At 73.8% G+C, this 14,499-nt stretch carries 14 protein-coding genes; 9 read left to right on the top strand and 5 right to left on the bottom strand.

Features of this window, described 5'->3' with window-relative positions:
- Positions 1–9: 9 nt before the first annotated feature.
- Positions 10–750: an MBL fold metallo-hydrolase gene (locus tag DEI95_RS10075; RefSeq protein WP_181436272.1), complete on the bottom strand. Its 741-nt coding sequence runs from the start codon at positions 748–750 to the stop codon at positions 10–12.
- 143 nt (positions 751–893) lie between these two features.
- Here DEI95_RS10075 and DEI95_RS10070 point away from each other — a divergent pair, with 143 nt between their 5' ends.
- From DEI95_RS10070 to DEI95_RS10060, 3 genes are all read left to right on the top strand, one after another.
- The gene (locus DEI95_RS10070; protein ID WP_111060145.1) at positions 894–1,355 is read left to right on the top strand and encodes a hypothetical protein; all 462 of its coding nucleotides are present in this window, start codon (positions 894–896) and stop codon (positions 1,353–1,355) included.
- Between the two features lie 2 nt (positions 1,356–1,357).
- Complete coding sequence (locus tag DEI95_RS10065; protein WP_110823296.1) at positions 1,358–2,398, top strand: YihY/virulence factor BrkB family protein; 1,041 nt, start codon at positions 1,358–1,360, stop codon at positions 2,396–2,398.
- Between the two features lie 61 nt (positions 2,399–2,459).
- On the top strand, positions 2,460–3,179 hold the full coding sequence (locus DEI95_RS10060; RefSeq protein WP_111060144.1) for an SDR family oxidoreductase: 720 nt from the start codon (positions 2,460–2,462) through the stop codon (positions 3,177–3,179).
- An 85-nt stretch (positions 3,180–3,264) separates the two neighbouring features.
- Here DEI95_RS10060 and DEI95_RS10055 read toward each other — a convergent pair whose 3' ends face one another.
- Positions 3,265–4,917 (bottom strand): ABC-F family ATP-binding cassette domain-containing protein, encoded by a 1,653-nt coding sequence (locus tag DEI95_RS10055; RefSeq protein WP_111060191.1) that lies wholly within the window; start codon positions 4,915–4,917, stop codon positions 3,265–3,267.
- 276 nt (positions 4,918–5,193) lie between these two features.
- Between DEI95_RS10055 and DEI95_RS10050 the strand changes: the two genes are divergently transcribed.
- Both DEI95_RS10050 and DEI95_RS10045 read left to right on the top strand, forming a co-directional pair.
- On the top strand, positions 5,194–5,526 hold the full coding sequence (locus DEI95_RS10050; RefSeq protein WP_110823940.1) for a DUF3140 domain-containing protein: 333 nt from the start codon (positions 5,194–5,196) through the stop codon (positions 5,524–5,526).
- Positions 5,527–5,552: 26 nt separating this feature from the next.
- Positions 5,553–5,975 carry a DUF3151 domain-containing protein gene (locus DEI95_RS10045; protein ID WP_111060190.1) on the top strand — a complete coding sequence of 141 codons (423 nt, stop codon included), beginning with the start codon at positions 5,553–5,555 and terminating at the stop codon, positions 5,973–5,975.
- A gap of 130 nt (positions 5,976–6,105) precedes the next feature.
- Here the strand turns inward: DEI95_RS10045 and DEI95_RS10040 are convergent, their stop codons facing one another.
- Positions 6,106–9,171, bottom strand: a complete 3,066-nt coding sequence (locus tag DEI95_RS10040; RefSeq protein ID WP_111060143.1) for a glycoside hydrolase family 2 TIM barrel-domain containing protein — start codon at positions 9,169–9,171, stop codon at positions 6,106–6,108.
- A gap of 205 nt (positions 9,172–9,376) precedes the next feature.
- Here DEI95_RS10040 and DEI95_RS10035 point away from each other — a divergent pair, with 205 nt between their 5' ends.
- Together DEI95_RS10035 and DEI95_RS10030 are read left to right on the top strand one after the other, a co-directional pair.
- Positions 9,377–9,790: a hypothetical protein gene (locus tag DEI95_RS10035; protein ID WP_110823303.1), complete on the top strand. Its 414-nt coding sequence runs from the start codon at positions 9,377–9,379 to the stop codon at positions 9,788–9,790.
- Between the two features lie 2 nt (positions 9,791–9,792).
- Positions 9,793–10,965, top strand: a complete 1,173-nt coding sequence (locus DEI95_RS10030; protein WP_111060142.1) for a Vms1/Ankzf1 family peptidyl-tRNA hydrolase — start codon at positions 9,793–9,795, stop codon at positions 10,963–10,965.
- Positions 10,966–11,052: 87 nt separating this feature from the next.
- Here DEI95_RS10030 and DEI95_RS10025 read toward each other — a convergent pair whose 3' ends face one another.
- Complete coding sequence (locus tag DEI95_RS10025) at positions 11,053–12,195, bottom strand: MFS transporter (protein ID WP_111060189.1); 1,143 nt, start codon at positions 12,193–12,195, stop codon at positions 11,053–11,055.
- A 100-nt stretch (positions 12,196–12,295) separates the two neighbouring features.
- On the opposite strand from DEI95_RS10025, the gene DEI95_RS10020 reads away from it, so the two are divergent.
- Positions 12,296–13,027: a GntR family transcriptional regulator gene (locus tag DEI95_RS10020; protein WP_258367563.1), complete on the top strand. Its 732-nt coding sequence runs from the start codon at positions 12,296–12,298 to the stop codon at positions 13,025–13,027.
- Positions 13,028–13,051: 24 nt separating this feature from the next.
- On the opposite strand, the gene DEI95_RS16700 is transcribed toward DEI95_RS10020, so the two are convergent.
- Complete coding sequence (locus DEI95_RS16700) at positions 13,052–13,210, bottom strand: hypothetical protein (RefSeq protein WP_181419437.1); 159 nt, start codon at positions 13,208–13,210, stop codon at positions 13,052–13,054.
- 155 nt (positions 13,211–13,365) lie between these two features.
- Between DEI95_RS16700 and DEI95_RS10010 the strand changes: the two genes are divergently transcribed.
- On the top strand, positions 13,366–14,466 hold the full coding sequence (locus DEI95_RS10010) for a LacI family DNA-binding transcriptional regulator (RefSeq protein ID WP_111060141.1): 1,101 nt from the start codon (positions 13,366–13,368) through the stop codon (positions 14,464–14,466).
- Positions 14,467–14,499 lie beyond the last annotated feature (33 nt).

Raw genomic sequence — 14,499 nt, 5'->3', positions numbered from 1 at the left:
CCCCGCGGGTCAGGCCGCGCCGGCCACCCGCCGCGCCTGCTCCACAGCCGCGCGGACGCCTCGGGACCACGACGGGCCGTGGCCGGGCAGCACGTGCCGGGCCTCGGTGTCGACGAGCAGGTCGAGCGACGCCACCGCGGTGTCGACGTCCGCCGTCGCCGCCGGGGCGACGATCCGCGGACCGATGCCGCCGGTGTAGGGGTCGAGCGTGACGAGGGCGTCCCCGACGATGACCGCGTCCCGGTCCGCGAAGTGCAGCGCGACGTGTCCGTCCGTGTGACCGGGCGTCTCGATGATCCAGGGGTTCCCCGGGGTCTCGGCGCGGGACTCCATGAGCTCGACCTCGTCGATGCCGTCGACCGTCGCAGCACCCGCCAGCAGCATCCGTCCGAGGGGCCGCAGTCCGCCCGGGTGCGTCAGCACGAAGCCGAACCGGTTCACCGCCGGCCGGTACGAGTACGGGTGCGCAGCGAGGTCCCGGTCGCCCGGGTGGACGTACACGGGGGTGCCCCAGTCGCGGTGCATCCGGGCGGCCGTGCCGACGTGGTCGAAGTGCCCGTGCGTGAGCAGCAGGGCCTCGACCTGGTCGGGGGTGTACCCGAGGTCGTGCACGGCGAGCTGCAGGTGCGGCCAGACCGCGGGCAGCCCGGCGTCGACGACGAGCAGTCGGTCCCCGGTCTCGACCAGGTAGGTGTTGGTGTGTGCGAGCTCGAGGCGGTGGATGCCCTCTGCGACGTCCCGGAACAGCATGACGGGGACGGTAGGCCCACGCCGCTGGACGCGTTGCCGGGAGCAGCGCCGGGGGATGGGCGGCAGCGCCCGGTGCGCTGCCCGGACCTCCACCGGAGCGCGTCCCGCGAGTGCGCTCGGTCCGGAGCGTGTACTCAGGATGCATGCCCAACGACTCCCTCCCCGAGCTCGAGCTCGCGAACGTGCGCACCCGGGAGCGGATCACCGAGACGGTGGACCGCATCCGGCAGAAGGCGGACGTGCCCGCGCGCACGCGCCTGGCCGTCGCGAAGACCAAGCAGCGCTGGCGCCACGACCCGACGCCCCTCGTCGCGGTCGCGATGACCGCAGCGGCCGGTGTCGCGGCGATCGTCGTGGGCGTCCGGATCGGGAGCACCCCCGCCGGTCGCCTCGCCGCGCTCCGCGAGCCCGCCCCCGTGCCGGTGTTCAAGCCGGTGAAGGTCGGCAAGGACGGCAAGTCGAAGGGCGTCCCCGTCTTCGCGCGCAAGGACCCGACGGGCAACCCGGTGTACCAGGAGCGCGAAGCCGCGAAGAAGCGTCAGAAGAAGGACGCGAAGCGGGCGGGGAAGTCGATCAAGCGGATGAAGAAGGCGGCGAAGGGCTGACCATGGCGAAGGAAGCACAGAAGCCGGCGGCGAACGACCCCCGCAAGCCGGATTCACCCACTGACCTCAAGAAGCCGACGGTCACGTACACGCTGAAGAAGACCCTCCGCGAGTTCACCGCCGACCAGTGCACCGACCTCGCGGCGGGCCTCACGTACTACTCCGTCCTCGCGCTCTTCCCGGGTCTGCTGGCGGTCGTGTCCATCCTCGGTCTGTTCGGAGACCCGTCGAAGACCATCGACACCCTGCTGCAGATCATCGGCAACGTCGGGTCGAAGGACGTCGCTGACCTCCTCCGCGACCCGGTCGAGGGTCTCGTCCGCTCGCCTGCCGCTCCCGTCACGTTCATCGTCGGTATCCTCGGTGCGCTCTGGTCGGCCTCCGGCTACGTCGGCGCGTTCGGCCGCGCGATGAACCGCATCTACAACGTCCGCGAAGGACGACCGATCTGGAAGCTCCGTCCGACCATGCTCGGCGTCACCGTGACCACGGTCGTCCTGCTCGTCATCGGGCTGCTCACCCTCGTGTCCGCCCCGCTCGCCCGCAGCTTCGGGGACGTCATCGGCCTCGGCGACGTGGCGGTGACCGTACTGTCGATCGTGCAGTGGCCGATCCTGCTCGTCATCGCGATCGTCATCGTCGCGGTGCTCTACTACTGGTCGCCGAACGTCAAGCAGCCGAAGTTCACCTGGGTCGGCGGCGGGTCGATCCTCGCGCTGCTGATCTGGATCATCGCGAGCGTCGGCTTCGGGTTCTACGTCGGGAACTTCTCGAACTACAACGCCACGTACGGCTCGCTCGGTGGTGTGATCGTCTTCCTCCTCTGGATCTGGATCACGAACAACGCACTGCTCTTCGGTGCCGAGTTCGACGCCGAGATCGAGCGCGGCCGCGAGCTGCAGGCCGGCATCAAGGCGGAGGAGGACATCCAGCTCCCCGAGCGCGACACCCGCCAGACCGACAAGCAGGACGAGAAGCGCGCCGAGGACATCATGCAGGGCATCCGCATCCGGCAGAGCGCCGGCGAGACCAAGGACGAGTGAGCACGGCGCGCGAGCGCGTCCTGTCCGGGAGGCTCGGTGACGGTTCCGTAGGCTTGCCTGCGTGACCGACACCGAGCCTCCCGTCTCCGTCCCCACCGCCGCGAACGACCGTCCGGTCGCGCTCGTCACCGGAGCGACCCGCGGGATCGGCCGTGCGATCGCGGCCGACCTGGGCCGGACGCACCACGTGCTCGTCGGCGGACGCGACGCCGACGCGGTCGCCGCCGTCGTCGCGGAGCTGCCGAGCGCGGAGCCCTTCGTCGGGGACCTGGGCGCCGGGGACCTGCCGGCCGTGCCGAGCTGGATCGACGTCCTCGTGCACTCCGCCGGCGTCGAGCAGGGCACCCGCATCGCGGACACCCCGCGGGACACCTGGGAGGCCGTCTTCGCCACGAACGTCTTCGCGGTCGCGGAACTGACCCGCGTGGCGATGCCCGGCCTCCGTGCCGCCCGCGGTCTCGTCGTGACGATCAACAGCGGCGCCGGCTTCACGGCAGGTCCGGGCGGTGGGGTCTACGCGGCGTCGAAGTTCGCGCTCCGGGCCTTCACGGACGCCCTGCGCGAGGAGGAACGCGCGAACGGCGTGCGGGTGTCCAGCATGCACCCGGGCCGCACCGACTCGGACATGCAGCGGGCCCTCACCGAGAAGCTCGGCGAGGAGTACGACACCGACTACTACCTCGCGCCGGAGGACGTCGCAGATGCCGTCCGCACCGTGGTCGACCTGCCGGAGCGTGGCACGGTCGAGATGCTGTCGATCCGGCCGTCGCGGCGGCGCTGAGGGCGCTGCCACGCCGGGCCTCGGCCACGGGCGTCTCGGGACGCCGCGTGGCCGAGCCCGGCCCGACCGGTCCGCCGGTCGAGCCTCAGCTGAGTTCGATCCGCGACGTCAGCCCGAGTCCCCCGAGGAACCGCTCGTCGTGACTCACCACGACGAGCGCACCGCGGAACGACCGGAGGGCCGCGACGAGCTGGTCGACGCTCGACAGGTCGAGGTCGTTCGTCGGCTCGTCGAGCACGAGCAGGTGCGGCGGCGGATCCGCGAGGACGAGACCGGCCAGTGCGACCCGGAAGCGCTCCCCGCCGGACAACGATCCCGCCGGCCGGTCGACGGTGTCCCCGCGGACGAGCAGCCGCGCGAGCCGGTTCCGCAGCTCCGGCACCGGGACGGCCAGCGCTGCGCGTCGCACGTTCTCGAGGACCGTCGCGTCCTCGTCGAGGGTGTCCTTCTGCTGCGGGAGGTACCCGACCCGGTCGGTGTGGGCGACCGCGCCGGTGTCGGGGAGCGGGTGTTCCCGTGCCGTCGGGAGCCCGACGAGCTGTTCCAACAGGGTCGTCTTGCCGACGCCGTTGTCGCCGACGAGGGCGAGGCGCTCGGGTCCCTGCACGACCGCGTCCCGACCGCGCACGGTGATCGTCGCGATCCGCCGCGACGCGGCCACGCCGGGGTCGGGCAACTCGACGTGCAGTGTCTCGTCCTGTCGGACGCGGCGGCCGGCCTCCCGTACCGTCGCCGACGCCACCGCCTCTGCCGACGCATGTCCGGACCGGAGCCGCCCGGCGGTCGCCTCGGCCTGCTTCCGCCGCTCGTTCGCCAGGATCCTCGGGATGGAGGTGGCGGACGCGGCCCCTGCCTTCGCACGTCGCGCGATGGAGGTCTCGGCCTCGATCCGCTGCCGCTTCTCGGCACGGTACCGCTGCTCGGCGACCCGGACCTCCCGTTCGACGGCGGCCTGCTGCACGGCGAGGTGCTCCTCGTACGCCGAGAACGTGCCGCCGAACACGGTCAGAGCGCCGTCGCGGAGCTCGACGACCTCGTCGACGTGCTCCAGGAGTTCCCGGTCGTGGCTCACGACGACGAGTGTGCCGCGCCAGTCGTCGATCAGCGCGAGCAGGGCCGCCCGCGCTCGGCGGTCGAGGTTGTTCGTCGGCTCGTCGAGGAACGCGATCGGACGCGCGCGGAGACAGATCCCCGCGACCGCGACGAGCACCGCCTGACCGCCCGACAGCGTCCCGACGGGGCGGTCGAGGTCGGCAGCGCCGAGGGTCGCTCGCGGACAGAGGTCGAGGGCGGCCAAGGCCGCGCCGGCTCGGTCCTCGACGTCCCAGTCGTCGCCGACCACCTCGAAGTCGTCCGGCGTCGCCTCCCCGGCGAGGACGGCGCGGAGCGCCGTGACCTGCGCACCGACCCCGAGCAGGTCCGCGACCGTCCGCGGAGGGCCGGGACGGGCCTCCAGACTGGACCACACGGCGGTGTCTGCTCCGGACGGGAGGTGCGGTGCGGCTCCGGCGAGCCGCTGCGGCAGGTGGTCCACGGCCCCCGTCGTCTCGACGGAACCGGCGGTGGGGACGAGCTGGCCGGTGACGAGGCGGACGAGGGTCGACTTGCCGGCTCCGTTCCGGCCGACCAGACCGGTGCGGCCGCGACCGAACGCGGCGGTGATGCGGTCGAGCGCGACGGTGCCGTCGGGCCACGCGAAGGAGACGTCGTGCAGGACGACGGACGGACTGATGGGCATGCGGATGCCTCCGGAGGTCGTGCGGGCGCACGACACCGTCAGCCGCTCGGGCGGCGGTCCCACCGGTGGGCGGGCGAGGTCACGGTGTCAGCGCAGGGACAGCTGCTGCTGCGGCGCAGTGCCGGTGATCTCGCGCAATGCCGCACCGTTTCCGTCGGGGATCCCCGTGGCCGTCACCCGTGCCGTCGGCCGGTCGTCCCGCACCGCGACCCCGGAGCGATGACGGGGTACGACTCACCGTACGACCGTGCAGTCGGCGCGCGCAAGATGTCCGGCATGGCTGACGACGAGAAGCAGACGCGGGACGACTTCCACGACGCGGTGAACATGACCGCGTCCCAGCTCGAGAAGTGGCTGGACACCGACGAGTCGAAGTCCGTCGGGCAGAAGAAGGACGGCGCGACCGAGTCCACCGGGCACGAGTCCGGCCGGCACATCGTGGCGATCCTGCAGAAGAAGCAGGGTGACCTCACCGACGAGGACTACGCACACATGCGCAAGGTCGTCGGGTACGTCGCCCGGCACTCGGAGCAGCGGCCTTCGGGCGACGTCACCGACACCAAGTGGCGCTACTCGCTCATGAACTGGGGCAACGACCCGCTGAAGTAGGCGACGGCTCAAGTAGCGTGGCGGTCATGCCGGACAACCTGCTCCCGACCCCCTCGACGAACCCCGAGACCCTGCTGCCCGCCGAACCCGAGGTGGACGCGCTCCTCCGGTCGAACGCGCCCGTCTCCTCGGTGGTGGTGTCGCACCCGTCGTCGAGCCTGGCGTGGGCGCTGCTCGCCGACGAGGCGTGGGAGCGCGGCGCCACGCTCGAGTCCTACGCGTACGCCCGGGTCGGCTACCACCGCGGGCTGGACGCGCTCCGGAAGGCCGGGTGGCGCGGTGCCGGGCCGGTGCCGTGGTCGCACGAGCCGAACCGGGGCGTCCTGCGGTCCCTGTTCGCCCTGCGCCGCGCGGCCGAGGCGATCGACGAACCCGGCGAGCCCGAGCGCCTGACGCAGTTCCTCGACGGCGCGGACCCCGCGGCCGCTGCGGCCATCGCGCGCGGCTGAGCCGCGGCGCGCGCCGCGCGGGCGCTGCGGCTGCGCCCAACAGGAACCCGTCCGAACCGGGGGATCCCCTGGTTCGGACGGGTTCCTGTTGTGCCGGTGCAGCCGCCGCCGTGCAGCTGCCGCCGCGGCCCTACGCCAGCAGCACGCTCCAGCTCCGGGCGCTCGGCCAGAGCTGGTGCTCGGGCAGGACGTCGAGGCCGCACGCCCGGCTCCCGAGGCCGTGCTGCGCGTCGTCGAGGTACAGGTACAGCGCGTCCGGCGTCGGCAACTCGTGCGGGTGCCCGGCACGCCCGACCTGCTGCGCGGTCCACGGTGTCAGGGTGAACCCGGCGCGGTGCCCCGACGCCGGGTCCGGCACGGTCGACACCGTGAACGGACCGACCGTCAGCGTCCGCAGCTCCGGACGGTGCCCGGTCTCCTGCGGCATCGAGTAGCGCGTCGTCATCGCGGACACGGGCGCCTCGAAACGTCCGACGCGCGCGGCGTGCGAGGAGTCCGCGTACGACTCGTCCGGGCCGGTACCGAACCACGAGACCGTCCCGTCCAGCAGCGCGGCGGGCAGGTCGATGCGGATCCCGACCCGCGGCCAGGTCACGTCCCACCCGCCGAACGGCACCGCGTCGGTCCGCAGGAGCAGCCCGGCGTCGGTCAGCGTCCAGCGGTGCGTGACGTCGACGCCGGCCCCGCTGTTCGCCGCCGCGACGCGGACGCGCTGCACGAGGCCGTCGTCGGTCCGCTCGACCGCGACGAGCCGGTGCGTCAGGCGGTCGAGCCCACGGGCCTCCCACCGGGACGCAGAGGAGGGCGCATCCGGATCGCCGACCCCGCCGGTGAGCACCGGGTCCGCCGTCTCGTAGCCGCCCTGGGACGCGCCACGGTCGTTGTCCGTCGGCGCACGCCACAGTTCGAGGCGTGGGCCGGCGACCGCGTGCCCCTTGAGGGAGGCGAGGTCGCCACGGGCGGTGAAGGTCGCCTCCCCGAGACGGTCGCCGTCCCAGCCCGACCTGGGTCCACGGGAGCCGGTCCCGGCGCGCTGCGGAGCGGCGTCGACCACCCGGGCGGGCGCGCTCGCCACGAGCGTCTGGGTGCGTGCCACGACGTGGCCGGTGTCCGCCCACGCCGTCGGTCCGGCGAGCTCCGCCACGACCTCGAACCACAGCTCGTCGCCGGGGGCGAGCGCCGCCGCGGCGAGCACCTCCGCCGGGACCGGCACCGTGGCGGACCCCCGCGCGGCGACGACACCGGGGGCGAGCCTCCCGGACGCCTCGACGACGCCGTTCCGCGACAGCGTCCAGACGAACCGCAGGCCCGCGGTGGACGCGGAGTGGTACCGGTTCTCGATGAGCACGGTGCCGCCGCCCGCGGCCGTCCCACCGCCGAAGGGTGAGACGGAGAGGCGCACCGGCGCGACCACGGCCGCGAACTCGGCGAGGCCGGGCGTCGGGGTGTCGTCCGGCAACACGAGGCCGTCCATCACGAAGTTGCCGTCGTGCACGACCTCGTGGTGGTCGCCGCCGTAGGCGTAGTACGGGGTGCCGTCGGCGGTGTGGGCGAGGAGGCCGTGGTCACGCCACTCCCACACGAAGCCGCCGTGCAGTCGCGGGTACCGGTCGACCAGAGCCTCGTACTCGGCGATCTGGCCGGGGCCGTTGCCCATCGCGTGCACGTACTCGCAGTGCAGGAACGGCTTCGAGCGCTGCCGGGCGGCCTCGGCGGGTCCGCAGCCGAGCAGGGGCGTGGCCGGACCGCCGCCGATCGACTCGGTCTCCTGCAGTGTCGGGTACATCCGCGAGTAGACGTCGGTGTACTCGCCCGTGTAGTCGCCCTCGTAGTGCACGGGGCGTTCGGTGTCGCGGGCGTGCACCCACTGCGCCATCGCGGCCAGGTTGCGTCCCGTGCCGGACTCGTTGCCGAGCGACCACATCACGATCGACGCGTGGTTCTTGTCCCGCTCGACGGTCCGCGCGATGCGGTCGAGGTAGGCGTCCTCCCACGCGGGGTCGTCCGAGGGGTTGCCCTGCCAGCCGAGGAACTCGAACCCGTGCGTCTCGAGGTCGCACTCCAGGATCACCCAGAACCCGAGCTCGTCGGCGAGGTCGAGCACGCGCGGGTGCGGCGGGTAGTGCGACGTCCGGATCGCGTTGACGTTGCTCCGCTTCATGAGCGCCATGTCCGCCCGGGCGTGCGCCTCGTCGAACACCCGCCCGCGCTCGGGGTGCGTTTCGTGCCGGTTGACGCCGTGGAAGACGACCCGCTCGCCGTTCACGAGGAAGCGGTCGCCGACGATCTGCACGGTGCGGAAGCCGAGCCGGAGCGCGACCGTCTCGCCCGCGGTCGACATCGTGGCGTCGTACAGGCGCGGGACCTCGGCGCTCCACGGCTCGACGCCCTCGACGGTCACCGGTGCGACGTCCTCGGCGGAGGCCCAGATGACGTCCACGTCGAGCTCGGGCACCCGGAAGCGCACCGGGAACGTGGCCTCGATGCTCGGCACCGTGATCGTGCCGGTGCCCGTCGCGGGACGGCCGGACGCTGCGGTCCCGGCGCTCGCCGCGTCGCCGGGGACGGCGGACCAGGCGGCGCGCACGAACACGTCGTCGATCGGTGCGACCGGACGGGCGAGCAGGGTGACGTCCCGGAAGATCCCGGGAAGCCACCACTGGTCCTGGTCCTCCAGGTACGAGGCCGCCGACCACTGGTGCACGCGCACCCGGAGTTCGTTGTCCCCGGGCACGAGCAGCTCGGTGACGTCGAACTCGGTCGCGAGCCGGGACCCGGTCGACCACCCGACCTCCTGCCCGTTCAGCCACACCCGGAAGTGCGACTCGACACCGTCGAAGCGGAGCAGCACCCGCGCGGCACCGTCGAAGGAGCCCGGCACGGTGAAGGTCCGGCGGTGGTCACCGGTCGGGTTCTCGTCCGGCGGGTGCGGGGCGTCGATCGGGAAGGGGTACTGGACGTTCGTGTAGCTCGGCGCCCCGTGGCCGTGCAGGACCCAGTGCGAGGGCACCGGGAGCGTGCCCCAGCCGTCCGGGTCCTCGAAGGCGGGGGCGTCGGCGACGGGCGACCAGCGGAAGTCCCACTCCCCGGCGAGCGACAGGGACGGAGCGTCCGTGTGCAGCCAGGCGCGCGGCGCCAGTCGTGTCGCCGAGCCCGGCGTCGTCGCGTGCAGGTCGTCGAGTGCGGCGTCGGTCAACGTCGACCAGTCCTTCCGTGGTGCCCCGCGCTCGGGGCGCTCGGGACGGGTGTGGCGATCAGCGGGGCCGGGACGGCGACCGTGCCGTCGTCCCGGTGCGTCGTCGATCTGGTGCAGCGTCAAGCCAACCACAGGACCAGACGTCCACCTGGGATCGGGGTCAGGTGCCGTCGCGGAGCGTGGGACCCCCACGAGAGGAGCAACGATGAGCGAACGCGGGAACACCACCCACAACCCGGAGCTCGACGACCAGCTGGCGCACGAGGCGCAGAGCATCGTCCAGGGACACGGCAGCAACGCCCACGTCGAGGAGTTCCGCCAGTCCGAGCCGGTACCGGACGACACCGACGACGCCGAGACCGTCCAGGCCTCGGGCTACGACGGCGACCTCGAGGGCGCGCTCGTCGACGACTCGACGGACGTCGACACCGCCGACGACCCGGACGGGGTCGCCGCCGAACAGCCGGACGGCAGCGGTGACGGTGCCGACGCGACGGTCTACTCGACGTCCTCGGCGGCCGACCCGGACGCGTCGGCCGACGTCACGTCCTCGAACGCCTCGGCGGCCGACGGTGCGAGCGACACCGACGACCTGCCGACCACGGACGAGGAGGCCTGAGCATGCCCGTCACCGCGAACGAGGCCACCGACGAAGGACGCTCGCTCGGCACCCGGCTCGCCACCGGCGGCACGTGGACCTGGGCGTACGTCGACGCCTCCGGGGACCGCGAGGACCCGCAGCACCTCGCCGCCCTGCAACGCCGGAAGGCCGAGGACGCCCTCCGCGCCGCGGGTGCCGACGCGGACGTCATCGACACCGTGATGGCCGAGCTCGAGGAGACGCCCGGGGTCCCCGCGCCGGTCAGCCGCTACGTCCTGGTGCACGACGGCGAGCTCGTGCTCAGTGACCTGCTGCCCGGGCACATGCACGGACCCGAGTCCGTCGGCCACGGCGCCGTGCCCGATCTCGTGCCGCTCCTGGCGCACCGCCCGCTCGACGTCCCGTTCCTCGTCGTCGAGGTCGGCCGTGGTGGCGGTGGCTACCGCGCCTACCGGCTCGGGCACGTCGACCACCCCGACCAGCGCGAGGAGCAGGAGGTCGAGGGCCGTACCGACACGCTCCACAAGTTCCAGGGCGGTGGCTGGTCGCACCTGCGCTGGCAGCACCACACCGAGGAACTCTGGCGACAGAACGAGTCCGAGGTGGCCGCCGCCGTGCAGGACGCCGTCGACCGGCTGGCACCACGGCTGATCATCGTCGCCGGGGACATCCGGGCGCGGCAGCTCCTCGTCGCCGAACTGTCGAAGACGAAGGCGACCGCACCCCTGCTCTCCGAGGTGCCGATCGACCCGCGGGCGTCCGACGCGTCGGAGGACGGTGTCCGCGAGCACGTCGACATCGCGCTCGCCCGCGTCGTCGCCCAGCGGCGGCACGACGTCGAGGACCTCCTCCGCACACACGAGGGACGCGGTGACGGCGAGGTCGCGGCGGGGCTCGGCCCGGTCGTCGAGGCGCTGCAGCAGGCGCAGCCGTCGGTCGTCGTCCTCGACCCCGCCGGGTTCGCCGACCGCACGGTCCTGGCCCTCGACGCCGCGCCCTGGATCGCGACCGCCCCGGAGCAGGCGCTCGGTGCAGCGGTGCTCGGACCCGTCCCGGCGGCGGTCGGGCTCGTCCGCGCCGCACTGCTCACCGACGCCGAGGTCGTGTACGCCAACGCCGCGGCGCTGCCCGGCGGCGGCCCGACCGCCGCGCTGCTGCGCTGGCGCACCGGACCGGAGGTCCCCGGGGCCTGACCGGCCGACGACGGACGGGAGGCTCGTGGCGGCGCCGCCACGAGCCTCCCGTCCGTCCGCCACCCCGGCACGCGACCGGCGCGGAGGTCAGTCGTGCGACCGGTCCGCCCGCGGGACGAGGGGCAGGGCCAGCACCGGCAGTGCCGCCACCAGCAGGAACGACCCCGCGAACCCGACCAGTCCGACCAGGGCGCCGATGCCCGGGCCGACGGCGCTCGCCGCGATGAACTGCCCGGTGTTCTGCGCGCCGAGGGCCCGGCCCGACCACCGCGGGCCGGCGGCCTCCGCGACCGACGTGTACGCGAGCCCGTTGTCGGCCACCGTGACGCTCGTCGCCACCACGAGGACGACCGCGGCGGCCGGCAGGTGCGCCACGTCGACGAGCGCGAGGACCGCCATCACCGCCGCCGCCGAGACGGCCACGACGCGCAACGGGCCGACGCGGGAGCCGACGCGGTCGCTCCACACCCCGACCAGGATCCGACCGACCGCCCCGACGAACTGGGACGCGCCGACCAGGAGGCCCGCGGCAGCCGTCGACCACCCGAGCGTCACGAGCCACACCAGGCCGTACGTGGACAGCGTGAACTGCGGCACCACGAGCAGGACCGACACCGCGTGGATGCGCCAGAGGAACCCCGTCGACCGGTAGGGGTTCTCGGCGGCAGGGCCGGCGGCTGCCACAGGCGGGCGAGGTGGATCGACGATCCCGAGCGCGCAGGCCACCGCGAGGACCGCGCACAGCACCACCGGCAGGACGAGGGCGGCCCGGATGCCGGACGTCTCGGCGAGCGTCGGCACCGTGACGGCCGCCAGCGTCACACCGAGCGGCTGCGACATCTGCCGGATCCCCATCGCGAGACCGCGCCGTTCCTTCGGGAACCAGCCGACGACCACCCGCCCGCTCGCCGCGTTCGTCGACGCGCTCGTCATGCCGGCCAGGAGGAACGCCACCCCGAGCAGCACGGCGTCGCCGCCGGCGATCCAGGCCCCGGCGACCGCGAGGGTGGTGAGGACGAGGCCGCCCGCGATGACGATGCGCTCGCCGATGCGGTCGGTGACCGCGCCCCAGGCGATGAGCGTGAGGACCATACCCGCGGTGGGGGCGGCGGCCAGCAGACCGGCCTGCGTGAGGGACAGCCCCTGGGCGTGCAGGTGCGGGATGAGGAGTGCGGGCGCGGTCACGACGAGCGTGCCGGCGGCCTGCGCGGCGACCCCGAGCCCGAGCATCGTCCACGCTCGGGCGGGGGTGCGGGCCACGTGGCCTCCGTCTCGGCTGGTGTACCGGAACGGTATACCAACGGGGGCGACGCCACTACGCTGGGTGCCCGTGACCGAACCGACCGACGCCGCACCCGTGTCGCAGACGGCCCAGCTCTACGACAACCTCCGCGCCGCGATCCTGACGCTCGACATCGCACCGGGGGAGCGGATCTCGGAGCGCGGCCTCGAAGCGCGCTTCCACGCCTCGCGCACCCCGGTCCGGGCCGCGCTGTCGCGGCTCGAGCGTGAGGGGCTCATCCTGCACGAGGGCCGCTCGTGGACGGTCACGCCGATCGACCTCGGCGAGATCGCCTCGCTCGCCGAACTCCGCGGGGTGCTCGAGCCCGCCGCGGCCCGGCTCGCCGTCGCCCGCGCCCAGCCGGACGCCCTCGACGCCGTCCGAGCGCACCTCGACGCCCTCCGCCCGACGCCGGACCAGCAGGCCGGCATCCGGATGGGCTCGACGTTCCACCTCGACCTCGCGGCCCTCGGCGGCAACCGGTTCATCACCGACGCCGTCGCGGACGCCCTGACCCGGCTCGAGCGCACCCGGTGGATCGAGGTCCGGACGCCGGAGGCGCGCGACGCCGCGTGGCAGGAGCACAGCGACATCCTCGACGCGGTGCAGAGCGGCGACGCGGACCGTGCGGCGGAGCTCGTGGCGGCGCACGTGGCCGGCACGAACGACCGCCTGCTCGGGTTCATCGCCCAGGAGGGACGACGCCTCCGTGGTGCCGGCATGGCGATCGTCGGTGCGCCGGAGCGGGCGGGCGTCGACGCGGGAGCCAGCCGGGCCTGAAGCGGCCCCCGCCGGCGGCCGCGGTCACTCGACGAGCGGGTGCTCCTCCGTCCCGTCGAGCTGCGCGGTCACCCACGTCAGGTGCGGATCGGCGTCGTGGTCGAGGAGGGCCTCCCGCACCTCGGCCTCGTCGCTGGAGAGCCGGTGCGCGTCCCTGCGCCCGGACGGTGTCGACTGTGACATCTGCTCGTCCCTTCTCCGGATGGTCGGGCCAGTGTCGTCCTGCCCGCGTCCGTCCGCAAGACCCTCCGGGCGCGTCCGGAGGAACACGGGCTGCCTAGGATGGTCGGCGTCGTCGGGCGGCTCGCCCACGGCTCCGATCGCGAGGGAGGACCGGCGTGGGCCCGCAGCGCAGCGCACCTCCCACGGTCTACGACGTCGCCTCCGCGGCCGGGGTGTCGATCGCGACGGTCTCCCGGGTCCTCCGCACCCCCGACGCGGTCCGCGAGGGCACGCGCGACCGGGTGCAGGCGGCGATCCGGACGCTCGGGTACGTGCCGTCGGGGAACGCCCGCGCGCTGGCCGGTCGCCGGACCGGGGTGGTGGGCCTCCTGCTGCCCGGGTTCGACGTCGTCCCGGACGAGCGGCCGGACGTGGTCACCGACGGCGGCGTGCGCGTGGTCGACGACCGGCGGCACGTGATCCAGCCGACGCCGTCGAACCTGTACTTCGACGAGGTGCTCCGCGGCGCCGAGACCGAGGCCTGGCAGCGCGGTCTGGCACTCATGGTCGCGGCCGGTCGGGGGCCGTCCCGCGACGTCGTCGTGAACGACGTCGCCGGCCGGGTGGACGGACTGGCGGTCCTCGCGCAGACGGTCCCGGACGAGTTGCTCGAGCACGTGGCGCGCCGGATCCCGGTCGTCGTGTTGGCGGACGACCGGCGCTCGCGGGGCTTCGACTCGATCAGCGTCGACAACGCGGCCGGCATGCGGACCCTCGGCGCCCACGTCATCGGGCGTCTCGGCATCCGGTCGATCGCGTACGTGGCCGGGCCGGTCGACTCGCCGGACGACCAGGAGCGGACGGCCGGGTTCCGCCGCGCGCTCGAGGACCACGGACTCGACCAGCACGCGGTGCGCACCGTGCACGGGGACTTCGGACGCGCCCGGGCCCGCGAACTCGCCCGGGCCCTGCTCGACGAGCGGGTGCCGCGGGCGATCGTGTGTTCGAACGACCAGTCGGCGCTCGGGGTGCTCGACGCCGTGCTCGCACGCGGTCTCCGGGTGCCCGACGACGTGGTCGTGACGGGCTTCGACGGGATCGACGCCGGACGCTTCTCGTCCCCACGCCTGACGACCGTGCACCAGCCGATGGGTGAACTCGGCCGGGCCGCGGTCCGGGCGATCGTCGACCGGCTGGACTCCCGTGAGGGTCCGCCTCGGTCCGTCCGGCTGCCGGTCGAGGTGCTCCTGCGCGAGAGCTGCCCGCCGTCGCTCTGACCGTCGGCCCCGGTCCGGAGCGTGACACCCTGC

Source organism: Curtobacterium sp. MCBD17_008 (assembly GCF_003234475.1).
In the GTDB taxonomy this organism is placed as follows: domain Bacteria; phylum Actinomycetota; class Actinomycetes; order Actinomycetales; family Microbacteriaceae; genus Curtobacterium.
The sequence above is the reverse complement of the archived record's forward strand: the minus strand, read 5'-3'. Positions and strand labels throughout refer to the sequence as shown.